General features: G+C 36.4%; 21 protein-coding genes and 2 pseudogenes. 20 read left to right on the forward strand and 3 right to left on the reverse strand.

Translation table 11 applies throughout. The features are described 5' to 3' along the window. Positions 1 to 299 precede the first annotated feature (299 nt). The 9 genes and pseudogenes from QQS39_RS18705 (at position 300) to QQS39_RS05675 (ending at position 4,461) form a co-directional block, all read left to right on the forward strand. A complete protein-coding gene (locus QQS39_RS18705) occupies positions 300 to 368 on the forward strand; it encodes a hypothetical protein (protein WP_432711556.1) in 69 nt (22 codons plus the stop codon). A gap of 3 nt (positions 369 to 371) precedes the next feature. Continuing rightward, positions 372 to 877: pseudogene (locus tag QQS39_RS05640) on the forward strand (contact-dependent growth inhibition system immunity protein). A gap of 202 nt (positions 878 to 1,079) precedes the next feature. Further along, positions 1,080 to 1,280, forward strand: a pseudogene (locus tag QQS39_RS05645) (DUF637 domain-containing protein); the annotation flags it as partial. Positions 1,281 to 1,530: 250 nt separating this feature from the next. Continuing rightward, the gene (locus tag QQS39_RS05650) at positions 1,531 to 2,133 is read left to right on the forward strand and encodes a hypothetical protein (protein WP_285805530.1); all 603 of its coding nucleotides are present in this window, start codon (positions 1,531 to 1,533) and stop codon (positions 2,131 to 2,133) included. A gap of 749 nt (positions 2,134 to 2,882) precedes the next feature. Then, positions 2,883 to 3,215, forward strand: coding sequence for a zinc ABC transporter substrate-binding protein (locus QQS39_RS05660; RefSeq protein WP_151434598.1), 333 nt, complete (start codon positions 2,883 to 2,885; stop codon positions 3,213 to 3,215). Positions 3,216 to 3,226: 11 nt separating this feature from the next. Further along, complete coding sequence (locus QQS39_RS05665) at positions 3,227 to 3,571, forward strand: hypothetical protein (protein WP_285805531.1); 345 nt, start codon at positions 3,227 to 3,229, stop codon at positions 3,569 to 3,571. Between the two features lie 89 nt (positions 3,572 to 3,660). After that, positions 3,661 to 3,831, forward strand: a complete 171-nt coding sequence (locus QQS39_RS05670; RefSeq protein ID WP_285805532.1) for a hypothetical protein — start codon at positions 3,661 to 3,663, stop codon at positions 3,829 to 3,831. 250 nt (positions 3,832 to 4,081) lie between these two features. After that, entirely contained in the window at positions 4,082 to 4,222 is a 141-nt protein-coding gene (locus tag QQS39_RS18755) for a hypothetical protein (RefSeq protein ID WP_490250189.1), read from the forward strand. Then, positions 4,219 to 4,461 (forward strand): hypothetical protein, encoded by a 243-nt coding sequence (locus tag QQS39_RS05675; protein WP_151434601.1) that lies wholly within the window; start codon positions 4,219 to 4,221, stop codon positions 4,459 to 4,461. The genes QQS39_RS18755 and QQS39_RS05675 overlap by 4 nt, the downstream gene beginning before the upstream one ends. A 114-nt stretch (positions 4,462 to 4,575) precedes the next feature. On the opposite strand, the gene modE is transcribed toward QQS39_RS05675, so the two are convergent. Beyond that, on the reverse strand, positions 4,576 to 5,367 hold the full coding sequence (gene modE, locus QQS39_RS05680) for a molybdenum-dependent transcriptional regulator (RefSeq protein WP_151434602.1): 792 nt from the start codon (positions 5,365 to 5,367) through the stop codon (positions 4,576 to 4,578). A gap of 158 nt (positions 5,368 to 5,525) precedes the next feature. On the opposite strand from modE, the gene QQS39_RS05685 reads away from it, so the two are divergent. The 4 genes from QQS39_RS05685 (at position 5,526) to modC (ending at position 8,468) form a co-directional block, all read left to right on the forward strand. Beyond that, the gene (locus QQS39_RS05685; protein ID WP_071788544.1) at positions 5,526 to 5,669 is read left to right on the forward strand and encodes an AcrZ family multidrug efflux pump-associated protein; all 144 of its coding nucleotides are present in this window, start codon (positions 5,526 to 5,528) and stop codon (positions 5,667 to 5,669) included. A gap of 260 nt (positions 5,670 to 5,929) precedes the next feature. Continuing rightward, positions 5,930 to 6,700, forward strand: a complete 771-nt coding sequence (gene modA / locus QQS39_RS05690) for a molybdate ABC transporter substrate-binding protein (protein WP_075672737.1) — start codon at positions 5,930 to 5,932, stop codon at positions 6,698 to 6,700. 17 nt (positions 6,701 to 6,717) lie between these two features. Next, entirely contained in the window at positions 6,718 to 7,410 is a 693-nt protein-coding gene (modB, locus tag QQS39_RS05695; RefSeq protein WP_151434603.1) for a molybdate ABC transporter permease subunit, read from the forward strand. Beyond that, positions 7,404 to 8,468: a molybdenum ABC transporter ATP-binding protein ModC gene (gene modC / locus QQS39_RS05700; protein WP_109373972.1), complete on the forward strand. Its 1,065-nt coding sequence runs from the start codon at positions 7,404 to 7,406 to the stop codon at positions 8,466 to 8,468. The genes modB and modC overlap by 7 nt, the downstream gene beginning before the upstream one ends. Before the next feature lie 77 nt (positions 8,469 to 8,545). Here modC and QQS39_RS05705 read toward each other — a convergent pair whose 3' ends face one another. Further along, positions 8,546 to 9,367: a pyridoxal phosphatase gene (locus QQS39_RS05705; protein WP_151434604.1), complete on the reverse strand. Its 822-nt coding sequence runs from the start codon at positions 9,365 to 9,367 to the stop codon at positions 8,546 to 8,548. Between the two features lie 149 nt (positions 9,368 to 9,516). On the opposite strand from QQS39_RS05705, the gene pgl reads away from it, so the two are divergent. Continuing rightward, positions 9,517 to 10,506 (forward strand): 6-phosphogluconolactonase, encoded by a 990-nt coding sequence (gene pgl / locus QQS39_RS05710; RefSeq protein WP_151434605.1) that lies wholly within the window; start codon positions 9,517 to 9,519, stop codon positions 10,504 to 10,506. A gap of 75 nt (positions 10,507 to 10,581) precedes the next feature. On the opposite strand, the gene bioA is transcribed toward pgl, so the two are convergent. Beyond that, positions 10,582 to 11,856 carry an adenosylmethionine--8-amino-7-oxononanoate transaminase gene (gene bioA, locus QQS39_RS05715; protein ID WP_285805533.1) on the reverse strand — a complete coding sequence of 425 codons (1,275 nt, stop codon included), beginning with the start codon at positions 11,854 to 11,856 and terminating at the stop codon, positions 10,582 to 10,584. Positions 11,857 to 11,959: 103 nt separating this feature from the next. Between bioA and bioB the strand changes: the two genes are divergently transcribed. The 6 genes from bioB to QQS39_RS05745 all read left to right on the forward strand — a co-directional run bounded on the left by bioB (position 11,960) and on the right by QQS39_RS05745 (position 19,206). Beyond that, complete coding sequence (gene bioB / locus QQS39_RS05720) at positions 11,960 to 12,997, forward strand: biotin synthase BioB (protein WP_196570368.1); 1,038 nt, start codon at positions 11,960 to 11,962, stop codon at positions 12,995 to 12,997. After that, positions 12,997 to 14,160, forward strand: coding sequence for an 8-amino-7-oxononanoate synthase (bioF, locus tag QQS39_RS05725; protein WP_285805534.1), 1,164 nt, complete (start codon positions 12,997 to 12,999; stop codon positions 14,158 to 14,160). The genes bioB and bioF overlap by 1 nt, the downstream gene beginning before the upstream one ends. Then, positions 14,135 to 14,899 (forward strand): malonyl-ACP O-methyltransferase BioC, encoded by a 765-nt coding sequence (gene bioC, locus QQS39_RS05730; RefSeq protein WP_285805535.1) that lies wholly within the window; start codon positions 14,135 to 14,137, stop codon positions 14,897 to 14,899. Before bioF ends, bioC begins: the two co-directional genes overlap by 26 nt. Next, positions 14,892 to 15,575 carry a dethiobiotin synthase gene (gene bioD, locus QQS39_RS05735; protein WP_285805536.1) on the forward strand — a complete coding sequence of 228 codons (684 nt, stop codon included), beginning with the start codon at positions 14,892 to 14,894 and terminating at the stop codon, positions 15,573 to 15,575. Before bioC ends, bioD begins: the two co-directional genes overlap by 8 nt. A 471-nt stretch (positions 15,576 to 16,046) precedes the next feature. Then, positions 16,047 to 18,056 (forward strand): excinuclease ABC subunit UvrB, encoded by a 2,010-nt coding sequence (gene uvrB / locus QQS39_RS05740; RefSeq protein ID WP_285805537.1) that lies wholly within the window; start codon positions 16,047 to 16,049, stop codon positions 18,054 to 18,056. Between the two features lie 199 nt (positions 18,057 to 18,255). Continuing rightward, positions 18,256 to 19,206, forward strand: a complete 951-nt coding sequence (locus tag QQS39_RS05745; RefSeq protein ID WP_285805538.1) for a DUF1266 domain-containing protein — start codon at positions 18,256 to 18,258, stop codon at positions 19,204 to 19,206. The last annotated feature ends 32 nt before the right edge of the window (positions 19,207 to 19,238 follow it).

Here is a 19,238-nt window from a genome sequence, read left to right on the forward strand (position 1 = left end):
GTCTTGATTTTACCAAAGATAGATTGCTTGATAATAATAAAATTAGCGATTATTTTACTCGCATGTATTCAGAATAAATAAATTAGCTACTAATTTTTAATAGAAATATTAATCAATCCAAAACCATTACTTAATATTATTTTAAAAATAATAATTAGGTGGTGGTTTTTATTTAAAAATACTTAAATGGATAAATATTCTGGAGAAAGGAAAGCGCTGAGATTTTACCAAGTGATGTTAAATCAAAAACTCTATAACTAGGTGTTCCTGCAAGAACAACCAAAGAACAATGGGATGTAATTAATAGTTCTATTAAAAATGCATCGTCAAAAAATATAAAAGTTAATATTACGATTATTGAGGAATAGTATATGTTTAAATTAAAAAATAATAAATTAAGAGCAAGTGTTTATTATAATGATGCTTATTATATTTTATTAACTTTTTCTGGCCACTTTCTATATATAATGGATCTAAAAAAAGGCTATAAAGTTTTACCTAATGATATTCTTGATGAAGAATTAGGTTATTATGCAAAACTCGCTCTGATTAAAAGTGAGCAAATTAAAGGAAATTCAGATCAGTTTCATCAAATGTATAATGATAAAAAATCTTATCAAGACTGGATAAAAAAATAATCAAACAGTATGATTATAAAAATAAAACAGCACTTTTTAATAATATGAATCGATGTAGCTTAGATCTTACAGATGATGAAATTACTATTAGTCCTCTAAACCATTTACGTATGGATCATTGGGTAGGTGAGGGAATACCCGATAGTGCAATTATTACATTAAAAACTAATTGTAGTGATGAGGTTTTAGGTGCCTCAATAAAAGAAGCTTTTACGCGTTGTATTAGTCGTAAAATTTAAATGGATACTAAATAAAAATAATTATGCTAATAATTAACAAAGAATAGCAATAATTACCTGAACTTTATATTGACGGAAAGCTAACGATTGATGTGCCTAAAGGTATAACTGCGGATATTAAAGCCCAAAAAGAGCAATCACTAGAACAGGCATTAACGGTTTCGCTTCTTTAGTTTCGCAAGCAGTTGTGTCTTTACCCTAAACAGGCAAGTTATTGCTTACTGATAATGCCACATGGAATCAAGTTGCACAGCGTGTTGCCTCACACTCAGTCGTCAGTTTAACCCTGGGTACTGCCATTCAAGACGGTAGTTTTATTGATAATTTTAAAACTGCACTATTAAGCAATATTGGCAGTCAATTCCATGCAGAAGGTGCCAACCTAATTGGTGATAACGGTGCGTATTAGGTGATGCTAGAGTTGGAACAAAAACAGTACACTGTGATTATATTGTGGAGGATGTGGTGAAGTATTAGCGGCAGATCAGTTGATTCGAAAGGGGATAAAACCTCAAGATATTAGAATTTCTCAGGCATATCGCCCCAGAAAAGCTTACGGTTATGATTTATCTACTATGCCAGAAGAAGCATTTGTTGATACATGTAAAAATTGTATTAGAGTTTTTTTAGATGATTAGCACTAGGGAGTATATATGGGATTGTTACTTGATATAAACTGGTATCCTAGTCAAGCAAGAAATCATTCATGGATTGCTATGGATAAAAATGGATGTATTTCAATGATGCTAAATAATGGGTATGGATGGTTACCTAAATGTATATTAAAAATAAATAATATAAAAGAATCTCTTAATGATTTATGTGAATATATCGATGGAGACTCTGAAAAATATAGTAATGATGTAAATAAAAAAGGTGAGTACCTTATAGACCTATATTCTAGCTGGGTATATAAAAAATATAAAAATAAACAAGAAATAATTAATAGTTTTAATTTTAGGTTAGAAAATAAAAAAAATTGTGATGCTGAATTAGCAACTAAAATGGGAATGTTTTATTTTGAAGCATTAGAGGGACAATCTATAGGAGAAGATTATCCCATTGGCTATGAAGGTGAAACCCAAATGGGTGACTATTTTCGTTTTATTATTCCAACTATTTATGCAACGATAGAAGATATTCCTGAAGAGTTAAGAAAATATATTGTAGTCTCTGATAGTGTTGATTTTACTAAAGATAGATTGCTCGATAACAATAAAATTAGCGATTATTTTACTCGCATGTATTCAGAATAAATAAATTAGCTACTAATTTTTAATAGAAATATTAATCAAGCCAAAACCATTACTTAATATTATTTTAAAAATAATAATTAGGTGGTGGTTTTTATTTAAAAATACTTAAATGGATAAATATTCTGGAGAAAGAAAGGAAAGTGCTGAGATTTTATCAAGTTATGTTAAATCAAAAACTCTATAATTAGGGGAGCCTGCAAGAACAACCAAAGAACAACCAAAGAACAATGGGATTTAATTAATAGTTCTATTAAAAATGCATAGTCAAAAAATATAAAAGTTAATATTACGATTATTGAGGAGTAATTAATGTTTTTATCCAAAAAAATACACTAGAGGCAAGAGTTTATTGTAATGGTGATTACTATATTTTAGTCACATTTTCCGGATATTCCATTTACATAATGGATTTAAAAAGAGGCTATAAAGTTTTACCTAATAATATTATTGATGATGAATTAGGTTATTATGTAAAAAAGATTATGCTATTATGAAAAATGGGAAACAATATCATCGTTATATGAAAGAGATTATTGCTTTATCAAATATTGAGATAATTAAATGATAGTTTATAGATGGAATATTAGATTAATAAATTATATATAACAATGCAATTATAACGTTAAAAATCCATTATATTGACAAAGTATTAATCGCTTCAATAAAAAAAGCTTTTAGGCGTTGTATTAGTTGTGAAGTTTAATTAGCTGATATTATATTAATAATGTTTATTTTAAGAGATAAAAATAATGACTAAAAATGAAATATACATAGATATGATGTATTGGATTTTGCCTCAATTAAGAAATATTCAGTCTAGAGGAATGATAGCAAAAGCAAAAGATAAATCTTGTTATTACGAATTACAGTTAATTCATAATTTACCAAAAAAAATACTTAATCAAAATTTTGATGAAAGTGATATTTCATTTTTAAATTTTCAAGCTAAAACATATACTGAAAAATGCAATTCAAAAATAAGTATATTATATGATGGTAATATCAAGTATATTAAAATGTTATTTAACTTGGTTCCTAATGAATTACGTCATCAATTACGATGGGATGGACCTATTAATTAAAATAAGGATATATGGCTTTATCTCTAATTTCAGAATGGGTACCAGGTTCATCTTACACATATGCGTGGGTTGCCATGGATAATCAAGGGTATTTAGAAAAAATGTATAATAACAATAGTGGGTGGTTACCTAAAGCACTATTATCGATACCTGATATTAAATTATATTTGGATGACTTATCTGAATATATTGATGGTGAATCAGAAAAATACAACAATAAAATAAATAAGAATGCTAACTATATTGTTGATTTATATTTAAGTTATACTTATAGAAAATATGACAAATCAAAAATAATAAAAGAATTTGATTTTGAATTTAAAAATGGGATAGGAATCATTCTGATGCGGGAATAGGGGCTAAAATGGGAATGTTTTATTTTTAAGCATTAGAGGAGCAATCTATAGGAGAAGATTATCCCATTGGCTATGAGGGTGAAACAAAAATGGGTGACTATTTTCGTTTTATTGTTCCAACTATTTATGCAACGATAGAAGATATTCTAGAAGAGTTAAGAAAATATATTGTAGTTTCTGATAGTCTTGATTTTACCAAAGATAGATTGCTCGATAATAATAAAATTAGCGATTATTTTACTCGCATGTATTCAGAATAAACAAATTAGCTACTAATTTTTAATAGAAATATTAATCAAGCCAAAACCATTACTTAATATTATTTTAAAAATAATAATTAGGTGGTGGTTTTTATTTAAAAATACTTAAATGGATAAATATTCTGGAGAAAGAAAGGAAAGTGCTGAGATTTTACCAAGTTATGTTAAATCAAAAACTCTATAATTAGGTGTGCCTGCAAGAACAACCAAAGAATAATGGGATGTAATAAATATTTTTATAGAAAAATTATTGAAAAACCCATCCACAATTAAAACCGAATTATCTAGAGGTGGAATTGAATATAGATTACCTAATGGGCAAGGTGTTCGATATAATGCAGATGATTCTTTTTCCGGTTTTCTTGATCCTAAAAGAGGTAATAACTCATGATAGATTCTAACTTTGAAATCGATTTTGTAAGTGACAATAAATATGAGAATATTACTGTTGAAATTTCATATAAAAAACAAATGCTTTGTCAATTAAATAAAGATAGTGGAGCCGATAAAATAGAAATTGAATTTTTTAATGATAGCCGGTGTTTCAGTAAAGATGTGAAGCATAAATTTAATTTAGATAATTTTATGACCATTTTGAATAGTGCCAAATTAGATTTAATTAATACCTGAATTTATTCCACATTCTATTTAAAAATATAGATAAAACCATCACTTAATATTATTTCTAAAATAATAACTAAGTAATGGTTTTATTTTTTTATTGAAAAGCAACCATACTAATAATTAACACAGCGTGGCGACAATCACTTGATCGGCATTAAATAAAGCCGTTACGCTGTCATTAATATGTAGTTTTTGCTCTTTAACATGCTGATTAGAACAGGTGGCACACACTTCTTGTCCGCCTTCTAATGTCACCACTAATTCGCTGTTTTCACTGCCCGTCTCTATTTGGGTTAAAGTGCCTGAAAGGGCATTATCATATTGTTGTGTTAAAGAGGAGCCTTTTTCAATATTGACCCATGGCGCTTTAATTAAGATCAGTACTTCTTTGCCTTTTTTCAGACCTAAGCGGTCTGCACTTTTTTCTGTTAAAGCCGCACGAATAGTCGTTTTTCTATCTGCAAGTTGCACACTAACATGTTGCTGAACTTGCAAGTTATCACGCTCAATAATCGTACCAAAAAACTGGTTTCTAGCGCTGGTTTGTAATGAAAAACGAGAAATCGCTGCTAAAAGGCTATCAAGAGGGAGTGAATCGTCTTTCAATACATCAAAGGCTTTTTGTTGAATTTGACCTAGCAGATCGTAAAGTTGAAGTAAGCGTTCACAATAATGAGTAAGGGTTGCACCACCACCGCCTTTGCCGCCCGTTGCTCTATCAACAAGAAGTTCGTCTGCGAGTTGATTCATTTCATTAATGGCATCCCAAGCACTTTTATAACTAATGCCCGCCATTTTTGCCCCTTGGCTAATTGAACCTGTCGCTTTGATCTGTTTTAACAATGCAACGCGACGAGGATCGGCAAAGAGCTTATCTTGAAGTTTAAGGGTTAATAATATTTCTGCTTGCATAATGATAGGCTTCTTCTTTTTTGTGTGTTTATCGCATTTTTTGTGCCGACACAAAGCGATAATTCTCTAGAATATATACAACTATAGCGTTATTATTCGTTATTCGTGAAGAAATGCCAACTCTGGCTTTCCGAATATACCATGATAAAGAGGTTATCATGCTTGAATTATTGAAAAGTTTAGGGTTCGCTCTCTTGATGGTACCTGTTGTAATGGTACTCATTATGGGCATTATTTATGGTTTAGGTGAAGTGTTTAACCTGATTTCACCAAGTCAACCAAAAGCAGACAAAAAATCATAAAATCTCCCTCCCTGATTTAGAATAGCCCTTTATATTGAAGGGCTATTTTTTTACTCACTATACTCGTCATACTTCAAGCCGTAGCGTTGTGACTTGAATTATTTAGAGTATATAGCCTTTTTTCTATTTGTTTTTTACCCGCTATTTTTATGGTTATATTTATTGATATATAACCTGTTTCTCACATCTAATCCTTTCATTTTACGCTGTATCTTGGTATATACAGCGTGGTCATCCTTTAATTTAAGTGGAATTAGAACATGAAAAAATTATCAGGTAAGTTACTTGCTGGTGCGGTTATCTCTTTTGCTTTAGTCAGTCAAAGTTTTGCATCGGAAAAAGTAACGGTATTTGCGGCCGCTTCTCTTACCAATGCTCTTAATGAAATTTCGGCACAATATAAGCAAGAAAAGCAAACTGAAGTTGTTGCATCTTATGCATCATCTTCAACGCTGGCTCGCCAAATTGAACAAGGCGCACCTGCAAATCTGTTTATTTCAGCAGATCAGCAGTGGATGGACTACGCAATCGATAAAAACTTAATGGTTGCAGATTCACGTCATACACTATTAGGTAATGATTTAGTACTCATTGCCCCTAAAGATAGTAAATTAAATGACGTTGTTATTAATAAGGAAACCAAATGGAAATCCTTACTTAATGGCGGAAAATTAGCTGTTGGCGATCCGGATCATGTGCCTGTTGGTATCTATGCAAAAGAATCATTAGAATATTTAGGTGCATGGGATACAGTAAGCCCAGATATGGCTCGTACTAATAACGTACGTAGCGGTATGGCACTAGTTGAACGTGATGAAGCACCATTAGGTATCGTATACGGTTCTGATGCGGTTGCGAGTGATAAAGTGAAAGTGGTCGGCGTATTCCCAGCTGATAGCCACAAACCTGTTGAGTATCCAATGGCAGTTGTAAAAGGTCAGGACAATAAAGCAGTTCGTGATTTTTATGACTATCTGAAAACACCTCAAGCCGCAGAAATCTTTAAGAAATACGGCTTTAGCCCACTGTAGGAATTATACTTTTGGAGATGTTAAGTGAATACGAATGGCAAGCTATCATACTAAGCCTTAAGGTATCGACTGTCGCAGTTATTATCAGTCTACCTTTTGGCATTTTTATGGCTTGGCTTTTAGTTAGGGTACGTTTTCCCGGTAAATCATTGCTTGATAGCATTATCCATTTACCTTTAGTTCTGCCACCTGTTGTGGTCGGTTATCTTTTACTGATCAGTATGGGGAGACGCGGATTTATTGGTGAATGGTTGTATAACTGGTTTGGTTTTAGCTTTACCTTTAGTTGGCGAGGCGCAGCGCTTGCTTCTGCAGTCGTTGCATTTCCACTGATGGTAAGGGCTATCAGATTAGCATTAGAAGCTGTCGATCAACGTATGGAACAAGCGGCGAGAACCTTAGGGGCATCACCGATACGCGTCTTTTTTACCATAACGTTACCTTTGTCTATGCCAGGGATCATCGCAGGGATTGTGCTGGCATTTGCGCGCTCATTGGGAGAATTTGGCGCAACAATCACTTTCGTCTCCAATATTCCGGGGGAAACAAGAACTATTCCTCTGGCAATGTATACCTTGATTGAAACACCGGGGGCGGAAATGGATGCCGCCCGTTTATGTGTAATTGCAATTATTTTGGCGCTCGTCTCTTTAATGGCTTCAGAGTGGCTAACTCGTTGGGGTCGTAAAAGATTGGGGGGCGTATGCTAGAGATGAATTTTAAACAGACGCTAGGATCACTGCGTCTGGAAGTCAATACTGAACTGCCAACAGAGAGTATTACTGCGGTCTTTGGTTTATCTGGTGCGGGTAAAACTTCACTAATTAATGTGATTGGCGGTTTAACCAAACCTGATTCAGGGCGAATTGTATTAAATAATCACACATTGGTTGATACTGAAAAGAAAATTTATCTGCCGCCTGAAAAACGTAAAGTGGGCTATGTATTCCAAGATGCCAGACTGTTTCCTCATTACACAGTAAGAGGAAATCTGCTTTACGGTATGTCACCAACAATGAAAGTACAGTTTGATCGTATTATTTACTTATTAGGTATCGAACATTTACTCTCACGTTTTCCTATTACCTTATCTGGTGGTGAAAAACAGCGTGTTGCCATAGGGCGAGCGTTGTTAACTGCGCCCGATATTATGTTAATGGATGAGCCTTTAGCATCGCTTGATTTACCGCGTAAACGTGAGTTATTGCCGTATTTAGAAAAACTCTCACAAGATGTACAAATTCCTATTTTGTATGTGAGTCATAGCCTTGATGAAATTATTCGACTTGCTGATAACGTCATTGTAATGGATGCAGGAAAAATTAAGGCGACAGGTAAACTTGAAGATGTATGGGCAAGTAGTGCGTTACGTCCTTGGTTACAAAAAGAGACATTAAGTAGCATCGCTAATGTAATGGTAGTAGAGCACCATAGTCATTACGATATGACAGCAACGGCTTTTGGTAATCAAGTGCTGTGGTTGCCTCAAATAGAGGCGAAAATCGGTCGTGATGTGCGTGTGCGTATTGATGCTTCTGATGTGTCATTAACAACAACTCGTCCTTCAAATAGCAGTATCCGTAACATCTTACATATGAAAGTAGTTGAAACTATTAAAAATGATGGCCAAGTTGATGTGAAACTGGTCAATGATGGTAACTATTTATGGGCAAGGATCACGCCTTGGGCAAAAGATGAATTGAATATCCAAGAAGGGCAATGGCTTTATGCGCAAATAAAAAGTATTTCGTTAAGTCGCCATCTTTGATTTTTTAGTTGTATTTGTCGATAAAAAAACCTCATCTTTGATGAGGTTTTTGTCTTTTGGGTGATGTAAAAATAGGGCTAAGACAGAATATATTTATGGATAGTCTCTGCAATACCTGGTTGTGAGTTTACTTTTGTGACCATTTTGGCACGTGCTTTTACTTCATCTGAGGCATTACCCATTGCAACACCTAAGCCTACATGTTCTAACATGCTAAGATCATTAAAATTATCACCAAAAGCAATAACATCACTCATCTTCATACCATTCGCTTCCACCCAACGTTGTAAACGACGCCCTTTACTGTTGCCTTTTTTAGCGATATCAACTTGATCAACCCAAGACCATTCACACTCTAAGCCAACTTGTTGCTCAATTTTCTCAACTAAAGCATGTAATTCATCGTGATCAGGCGTTGTAGTGGCAATTTTCCAAATGGCATTAACATCATGCATCGCTTTATAAAAATCATCGACTTTAATAAGATTAGGGCGCTGTGTGATAGGGAGAGTATCTGCCCAATTAAGTGTGCGTTGTACTGCCGCGGTGAGTTGGTCATACATCATTGCATCATCAGCATAAACTAAGTGATGTACATCTGTTTGTTTAATGAGATCTAATACTGCGCTAGTTTCTTGCGTGGTTAATGGGTCGGATTCCAATACCTTTTTACCAATATAATCATAAAGGTAAGTTCCATTACAGCAAATTGCAGGGGTATCAAGATCGAGTGCTTGATAGAATGGATGAATAGCAACATGATGACGACCTGTTACAATTAAAACTTTAACACCTGCCTTTCTTGCAAGATTGAGTGCTTCTAAAGATTCTGGCAGGATACGTTTTTGGTCATCAAGCAGTGTGCCATCAAGATCCAAAGCAATAACGCGATATGACATAAATAAGCCCCTTGATAGTATTAAGATGCAATGGTGTTGATGTTACACGTTAACCAATAAAAGATAAACTAGCTTAATCGTTACAATCAAACGTTGGTTTTTCTATTATTCTTTATAAATCAATGGGTAATGGATTTTAAGGAGAAGGAATGAAACAGGTAGTCTACGTAGCAAGTCCAGAGAGTCAGCAAATTCATGTTTATGCGTTAAACACCGAAGGTGAAATGGATTTATTGCAGGTTGTTGAGGTTGCAGGGCAAGTGCAACCCATGATTGCAAGTGCTGATGGAAAATACCTTTATGTGGGTATTCGTCCTCATTTTAGTGTGGTGACATTTGCGATTGCTGTCGATGGTCAGTTAGAGCAAAAGGCTATCACTTCCATTCCAAGTACACCTGTTCATTTATGCTTAGATAAAACGGGGCGCTTTTTGTTTGTTCCTTCTTATCATCAAGGTAATTTAGCTGTTTTGCCTATTAATGCGCAGGGGATACCTCAATCACCTATTCAAATTATTGAAGGCTTAAATAAGCCTCATTCATCTAATATTGATTGGAATAATAAACAACTGATTGTGCCTTGCTTAGGTGAAGATCATATTCGTTTATTTGATTTATCAGAAGACGGTCGTTTAACAGAAGCGGGTACTGAAGAGCTAACAACAGCACAAAATGCAGGTCCTCGTCATATGGCATTCCATCCTAATGGTGATGTGTTTTACTGCCTTAATGAATTAGATGCGACAATCAATGTATATCGTCGTATGGGGGATTTATATCGTTTAATGCAAACGGTGGATATCGTCCCTGAAACTTTCAACAGTACTCGTTGGGCGTCAGATATTCATATTACACCGGATGGACGTTTTCTTTATGCAAGCGAACGTTCTGAAAGCTTTATTTGTGCGATGACAATTTCAGAAGCGGGTGATTATTTGCAACCTGTGGGTTATTACCCTACACAAACACAGCCTCGTGGCTTTAATCTTGATAATACCGGAAATTATCTGATTTCTTGTGGTCAAAAATCAGATTTTGCGTCGGTTTCTCGTATTGATAAACACACTGGGGCATTAACTGAGTTAGCGTGTTACCCAGTAGGCAAAGGCGCTATGTGGGTGACGGTTGTGACGAAGTAACTATCATAGTATAAAAGTTACTGCAAACCTCTAGCAAAATATTACCTTGCTAGAGGTTTATTTTTTATGAAAAATTTATGAGAGATTAACGACTTTCTCAATAGCTTGGGTAAGTTTAGTCAGGTTTGCTGGTGGCATAATAAACGGTGGCATAATATAAATTAGCTTGCCAAAAGGTCTTATCCAAACACCTTCATCCACAAAGATTTTTTGCAGTTTTGCCATATTGACAGGCTCGTTCATTTCAACCACACCAATAGCACCTAATACGCGTACATCTTTAACACTTTTAGCCTGTTTTAACGGTAATAACTCACATTTTAATTGTTTTTCAATTTCTGCAACTTGGTTTACCCAATCACCTTTTGCTAATAGAGATAAACTGGCGTCTGCAACAGCACAAGCCAAAGGATTTCCCATATAAGTAGGACCGTGCATAAAGCATCCCGCATCACCTTGACTGATGGTTTCGGCAATATGACGCGTAGTTAAGGTTGCTGATAAGGTCATATAACCACCCGTTAATGCTTTACCTACACACATTATATCTGGCGATATTTCAGCATGTTCACAGGCAAACAGCTTACCTGTTCGACCAAAACCAGTGGCTATCTCATCTGCAATAAGTAGTACATCAAACTCGTCACACAGTGCTCTTGCATGCTTTAAGTACTCAGGATGATAAATTCGCATTCCACCAGCACCTTGAACAATGGGTTCAAGCATAACGGCAGCAATTTCTTGATGATGTTGCTCTAGTGTTGAGCGTAATGAGTGGATATCAGCTGGGTTCCACTCTTCATAAAAACCCGTTTTTGGTGCATCCACAAAAAGATGATTAGGCAGATAACCTTTGTAAAGACTGTGCATGGAGTTATCCGGATCACACACCGACATAGCACCAAAGGTATCGCCATGATAACCCTGTTTTAACGCCACAATACGTTGGCGTTTTTCACCTTTAGCCTGCCAATATTGCAATGCCATTTTCAGTGCAACTTCAACAGCAACTGAACCAGAATCGGCTAGAAATATGCATTCAAGAGGCGCTGGAGTTATCGCTAATAATTTTCGACAAAGTGATACTGCTGGTGGATGAGTAATGCCACCAAACATCACATGAGACATATGGCTTAGCTGTGTTGTAACGGCATTATTGAGTTCTGGGTGATTATATCCATGAATGGCAGCCCACCATGAAGACATTCCATCAATCAGTTTTCTACCATCAGCCAAGACTAGTTCAACGCCTTTTGCACTGACGATAGGGTAAGCAGGTAGCGGATTACTCATCGAAGTGTATGGATGCCAAATATGGCGTAAATCGAAAGCGATATCTTCAGGTGTCATTCTATTTTTCACTTAATCATGTAAACCAATGGTGATCAATTTTAGTTGACATGATAACCCTATTATTTAAACTGGCAATCACTTTTAAACAGGAGATTGTATTGTGAGCGCACTAAAACGTTGGACACTAAAAGAAGCCAGAGCACTGTTTGATATGCCATTTTTAGATTTAGTTTTTCAGGCACAGCAAGTTCATCGCCAACATTTTGACCCTTCGCAAATTCAAGTGAGTACTTTGCTTTCTATTAAAACAGGGGCTTGTCCTGAAGATTGTAAATATTGCGCCCAAAGCGCGCGATATAAAACAGGATTAGAAAAAGAGCGCTTAATGGAAGTGCAGCAAGTGATTGAATCTGCGAAAAAAGCAAAAGCAGCAGGTTCAACGCGTTTTTGTATGGGGGCGGCATGGAAAAATCCGCATGAGCGTGATATGCCTTACCTTGAGCAAATGGTAAAAGAAGTGAAAGCGCTGGGTATGGAAACTTGTATGACACTCGGCAAATTAGATGATTCACAAGCTAACCGATTAGCCGATGCAGGGCTGGATTTTTATAACCATAACCTTGATACCTCACCTGAATTTTACGGCAGTATCGTGACAACACGTACCTATCAAGATCGCTTAGATACGCTTGATAAAGTGCGCAATGCGGGCATTAAAGTGTGTTCTGGCGGAATTTTAGGGTTAGGCGAGGAGGTTAAAGATCGCGCTGCAATGTTAGTGCAATTAGCGAATTTGCCACAACCTCCTGAAAGTGTACCTATCAATATGCTTGCCAAAATCAAAGGTACGCCATTGGCTGATAATGAGGATGTCGATCCATTTGATTTCATCCGTACTATCGCCGTTGCTCGTATTATGATGCCGCGCTCTTATGTCCGTCTTTCTGCTGGGCGAGAGCAAATGAGTGAACAGACACAAGCATTTTGCTTTATGGCTGGCGCTAACTCGATTTTCTACGGTTGCAAATTATTAACAACAACCAATCCAACTGAAGATAAAGATCACCAATTATTCCGTAAGTTAGGCTTAAATCCAGAGCGGTTAGCGGTATCAATGGGCGATAATCAGCAAGAAGAAGCGCTAATGCACGCTGTTATCAATAAAGACACTGAACAATTTTATAATGCGGCACTGTAATGAGCTGGCAAAACTATTTAGATGAAAAACTTAATGTGCGTAGAAATACGCCATTATGGCGAACGCGCCAAGTGATAAATCATTCTAATGGGCGCTTTTTAACCACGATATCAGGCGAAAAATACCTTAATTTTTCAGGTAATGATTATTTAGGTATTAGCCAACATGCCGATGTGATTAACGCGTGGCAACAAGGTGCGAATGAATATGGTGTGGGGAGTGGCGGTTCAGGGCATATCACAGGGTTTACACAAGCTCATATGCAATTAGAACAGCATCTTGCAGATTGGTTGGGTTACGATAATGCGCTGTTATTTTCATCAGGTTACAGTGCCAATCAGGGCGTTATTTCGGCATTAATGGAAAAAGAAGATGCTATTATTGCTGATAAACTTTGCCATGCTTCATTAATGGAAGCGGCAGTATTATCACCCGCTACATTGTGGCGATTTTTGCATAATTCTTCGGACTCTTTATCTCAACGACTTAATAAAACATCTGCTAATAAAACCCTTGTGGTAACAGAAGGGGTATTTAGCATGGATGGGGATAAAGCACCATTAAGAGAAATAGCAACAATAAGCCAAAAGCACCATGCCTGGTTAATGGTCGATGATGCGCATGGTATTGGTGTTTTAGGTAAAGAAGGCCGGGGCAGTTGTGATGAAGCGGGTATTAAACCTGAAATATTGGTCGTAACTTTTGGTAAAGCTTTTGGTGTCAGTGGGGCGGCTGTGCTTTGTAACAAGCCAACCGCAGAGTTTTTTGAACAATATGCTCGCCATCTTATTTACAGTACTTCAATGCCACCGGCACAAGCTATCGCTTTAAACTCTGCTCTAAATGTTATTAAGCAAGCAGATAATGAGCGGGAATATCTTCAACAATTAATTGATATTTTTCACCAAGGTGTTGCTTCGCTCCCTATTAAATTATTGCCTTCGCAAACTGCTATTCAACCCGTTATTATTGGTGATGAACAATTGTGCCAAACACTTTCAGATTATCTGCAATCTAAAGGGCTTTGGGTAAAAGCTATCTTCCCACCGACAGTACCACCTCAAAGTGCGCGTTTACGAATAACGTTAACGACTCGCCATCACCTTTCAGATATTAAGCTGTTAATCGAGACGCTTCATGCTTTCTTCAGTCAAAACAGATAAACAACGTATAGCTCAAACATTTGGTAAAGCGGCGACTCATTATGATAATCACGCCAATATTCAGCGCTATAGCGGTAATAAATTAATGGATTTAGCACGTCATGATAATGGCTATATTGTGTTAGATGCAGGATGTGGAACCGGATATTTCAGTCAAAAATGGAAGCAACAAGGTAAGTTTGTTATTGCCCTTGATTTGTCACATTCAATGTTGCAAGTGGCAAAACAGCAACAGCGGGCCAATAGTTATCTACAAAGTGATATCGAGCACTGTGCGATTGCGCCACAAAGCGTGGATATTGTCTTTAGTAATTTAGCTATGCAATGGTGTGATGATTTATCTGGCGCGATTAAAACATTAATGAACACAGTTAATGCAAAAGGCGCACTTTATTTTTCAACTCTTGCTACGTTGACATTACAAGAAGTCAGAGATGCTTGGCAATCGCTTGATAGGCATGAACATGTTAACCCTTTTTTATCCCTTCACGATATTGAAAAAGCTTGTGCTGGCTTTGATTGCCAATTTTCTACTGAAACCGTCACGGAGCAATATGATTCATTACATGCACTCTTTGCCTCTTTGAAGGGAGTGGGTGCCAATTTTGTGCAAGGTGATCGCCAAAAAGGGTTAATGACACGACAGAAATTTTGCGCGCTAGAAAATGTATGGAAAACAGACTCAGGGAAATATTTACTCACTTATCAAATTGTTATAGGAAAAATATCTCATGGCTAAAATATGGTTTTTAACAGGTACAGATACCGAAGTGGGTAAAACGGTTGTGAGTAGCGCATTATTACAATGTGCGGCACATCAAGGATATCAAACCGCGGGCTATAAACCTGTTGCATCAGGAAGTGAGTGGCTAAATGAAGGTTTACGTAATTCAGATGCACTTACACTACAAAAATCCAGTACGGTAAAGTTAGAGTATCACCGCGTTAACCCTTACTGTTTTGAAACACCAACATCGCCGCATATTGTTAGCCAAGAAATGAATCAGCCTATTGATTTTGATGTGATGTCAGAGGGCTTGTCTTACTTAAAGCAGCAAGCGGATTGGGTTTTAGTCGAAGGTGCTGGTGGTTGGTTTACTCCACTGTCAGAAAATCAATTTTTCTCTGATTGGGCTATCAATGAAAAGTTACCTATTATTTTGACTGTAGGTATTAAATTGGGTTGTATTAATCATGCGTTATTAACGCAACAAGCAATTATTCAGTCTGGTTTAACATTGGCGGGTTGGGTTGCAAATGAAGTTGAACCTGCGGGGCGATATCAAAAAGAATATTTGGCAACATTAAAACAGCACATTAAAGCACCATTCTTAGGCAAAATACCCTATTTAAATGACGTAAAAGAGCATAATTTTACTTCTTACCTTGATCTTTCCTGTTTAAAACTAAGTTGATAGACCGTTATTAAGTAAATTATAAAAGTCTATTTTTTATACCAATAAAAAAATAAAAAAAATAAATTTCGTCAATTTTTAGGGATATTTTAAGGTGGAAAAAAAGACGTAACCTACCGAGAGATAACAACTTTGTGCAGTTATCCACTATTCCTGTGGATAACCTTGTGTATTACCATTATAAAAATACTCTGAATAGAGAGAACACAAGGCATTGCTAAAGATTGGCGTTATTCTCAACTTTTATTTTTAATCTTTATGTATCAATTAATTAAATAAAATCAATAGCGCAAGGAAAGTCTACGTGTCTCTTTGAATAATTAATAAAAGAGGGGGGTTGCTTTTTGAAAAAATCCCAGTTTCAAAACTGGGGATAACTTATGCTAATTATTCAGATAAATTTTATCAGATAGAGATTGAAGCTGGATTTTTATCCAGTATTATAGGGAGGGTTCGCGAGGAGAAGAAAATATGAGCAAAGATTTTAAACTGCATTCTGAATTTAAACCGGGTGGTGATCAACCTACCGCTATTGCCTCACTCTGTGAAGGATTAGATGATGGTCTTGCTCATCAAACTCTTTTAGGGGTAACAGGTTCAGGTAAAACCTTTACAATTGCCAATGTGATTGCCAATCTAAATCGTCCGACTATGGTGTTAGCGCCAAATAAAACACTGGCAGCACAGCTTTATAGTGAGATGAAAGAATTCTTCCCTGAAAATGCAGTGGAATACTTTGTTTCTTATTATGATTATTATCAGCCTGAAGCGTATGTTCCAAGCTCTGATACCTTTATTGAAAAAGATGCTTCTGTGAACGAACATATTGAGCAAATGCGTCTATCTGCGACTAAAGCCTTGCTAGAACGTAAAGACGTTATTGTTGTGTCATCAGTTTCTGCTATTTACGGTTTAGGTGATCCTGATAGTTATTTAAAAATGATGCTTCATCTGACTAACGGCATGATAATCGACCAGCGTGCCATTTTACGTCGCCTTGCTGATCTACAATATACTCGCAATGATCAAGCCTTTCAGCGGGGGACATTTCGTGTCCGTGGTGAAGTGATTGATATCTTTCCTGCTGAATCTGATGATTATGCATTACGTGTTGAACTATTTGATGAAGAAGTCGAGCGCCTCTCACTGTTTGACCCTTTAACGGGGCAAATTCATTACAATGTGCCTCGTTTTACTGTTTATCCTAAAACGCACTATGTCACACCTCGTGAGCGTATTCTTGAAGCGATGGAAGAAATCAAAAAAGAACTCGCAGATAGACGCAAAGTACTTTTAGCTAACGATAAACTCGTTGAAGAGCAACGCGTGACACAGCGTACTCAATTTGATCTCGAAATGATGAATGAGTTGGGCTATTGCTCCGGTATCGAAAACTATTCACGCTATTTATCAGGTAGAGGTCCTGGTGAGCCACCACCAACTTTGTTTGATTACCTTCCCGCTAATGGTTTATTAGTGATTGATGAATCACACGTTACTATTCCTCAAATTGGTGGAATGTATAAAGGTGACCGCTCGCGTAAAGAAACCTTAGTTGAATATGGCTTTCGTTTACCTTCTGCGCTTGATAACCGTCCATTACGTTTTGAAGAGTTTGAGGCATTAGCACCACAAACGATTTATGTTTCAGCAACACCGGGTAAATATGAACTTGAAAAATCGGGTGATGAAATTGTTGAGCAAGTTGTAAGACCAACAGGTTTACTTGATCCCATTGTTGAAGTACGACCTGTGGCAACACAAGTTGATGATTTACTTTCTGAAATACGTATTCGTGCAGCAAAAAATGAACGTGTACTGGTTACCACACTGACAAAACGAATGGCAGAAGACTTAACAGAATATCTTGAAGAGCATGGTGAACGAGTTCGCTATTTACACTCTGATATTGATACTGTTGAACGTGTCGAAATTATTCGTGATTTGCGCCTAGGTGAGTTTGATGTATTAGTGGGTATTAACTTACTGCGAGAAGGTTTGGATATGCCAGAGGTCTCTTTGGTGGCAATTTTAGATGCTGATAAAGAGGGCTTCTTACGTTCAGAGCGTTCATTGATCCAGACAATTGGGCGTGCGGCTCGTAACCTTGAAGGTAAAGCGATTTTATATGGTGATAAAATTACTGATTCAATGGCGAGAGCAATAAGCGAAACTGAACGCCGTCGTGAGAAACAGCAACAGTTTAACTTTGAACATGGCATTGTGCCTAAAGGATTAAATAAGAAAGTTGGTGATATTCTTAAAATTGGTCAGCCTTCTCAGGGACGTAATAAGAAAGGGCACAAAGCAACAGAGATTCATGATAATTATCCGTTGCTGTCTACGGCTGAATTGGAAAAAGAGATCCAACGTTTAGAAGCCGAAATGTATCAACACGCAAAAGATCTTGAATTTGAAAAAGCAGCGAGTACGCGTGATAAGTTGCAAGCATTACGCGCTCAGTTTATTGCTAACTCTTAATTAGATAACGTCAGCTAGCAATACAATAAAGGGATATTTGTGTTTTTGCATGAAATTATCCCTTTTTACTTTCTATCTTCCATTTTTTGCCTAGTTTGATATTCCCTTAATGGCGTTCAACTGTTTAAATATCACCACAAACAAAGCGTCAATATATTTACAAAGATAAAAAAGACATTAAGGACAGTGGATGAGTGTAATGGCTATTGATATTTTTTCAGTGTTTCCAAAGTCACTAGGTATCATTATTGGGATTATTTTTGTTGTGTTACTTTTTAAGTGGTTACGTAAAGTTGCTATACAAGACAGTGAGTTTTCAAAATCACCAACAGTAGGGAAAGAGCCTATTTTATCTGAAGCAGAAAATACGTCAGCTCAGTTGTCACCCAACGAATGGGGTTTATATGTTGCTGCACCTTATGCTGCAATGAATGAGTGGGCATATAACGAATATGACCAAGGTAAAGATGATGGTGGATTATCAGCAGGTTGGGGAATTAACGACCGTTGGGATTTAGTCTATCAACTATTTTGGTTGCTCACTCAAGGCCATACTAATGATTTTTATCAGCTACGCGACCAAATTTTGGATGGTAAAGAAGACGATGTTCAGTCATTAAAAAATGATATTTTACTTTCTGAGCTAACTGAACACGATAAAAATGAGCGTTTATGGCAAATCGATATGATGAGCACAAATCGCATGAATATCCAAAATGTGAAATACCTTATTTGGGATCTCTGCCGTTTTAACAAGCTCTGCTTAGAAGGTTGCCAACAAGGATATATTACTCAACAAGAAGCCCAAACATGGTCATTAATGAGCGCATCAATGCTGCGTCGGATCTATGATGGATGGGAAGATATGTGGAGAAATTTTATTGCAGCCCGTTGGTTTTGGGCCAGTGGCGATCAAGATTGGGTATCTTCTCATCAAGCTTTTACGGATGTTATACAAAATATTCTGAATGCTGCAGACACGTTGGCAACAGAAGAGAACTGGATCATGGAGCTACCTCCATTAGATTTAATGTCGTTTTCTCGTACCGTAGCGGGTCTTGGTTTGATGAAAAATGATGTACCAATGACGCTTGATGAAATTGAAGAAGCAATTAGCCAGCGTATTACATTAAAGCAGCTTAATAGCTAATAACTAACGCATAGCTAATAACACGTTGAAAA

It is taken from the genome of Proteus appendicitidis (assembly GCF_030271835.1).
GTDB classification, from domain to species: domain Bacteria; phylum Pseudomonadota; class Gammaproteobacteria; order Enterobacterales; family Enterobacteriaceae; genus Proteus; species Proteus appendicitidis.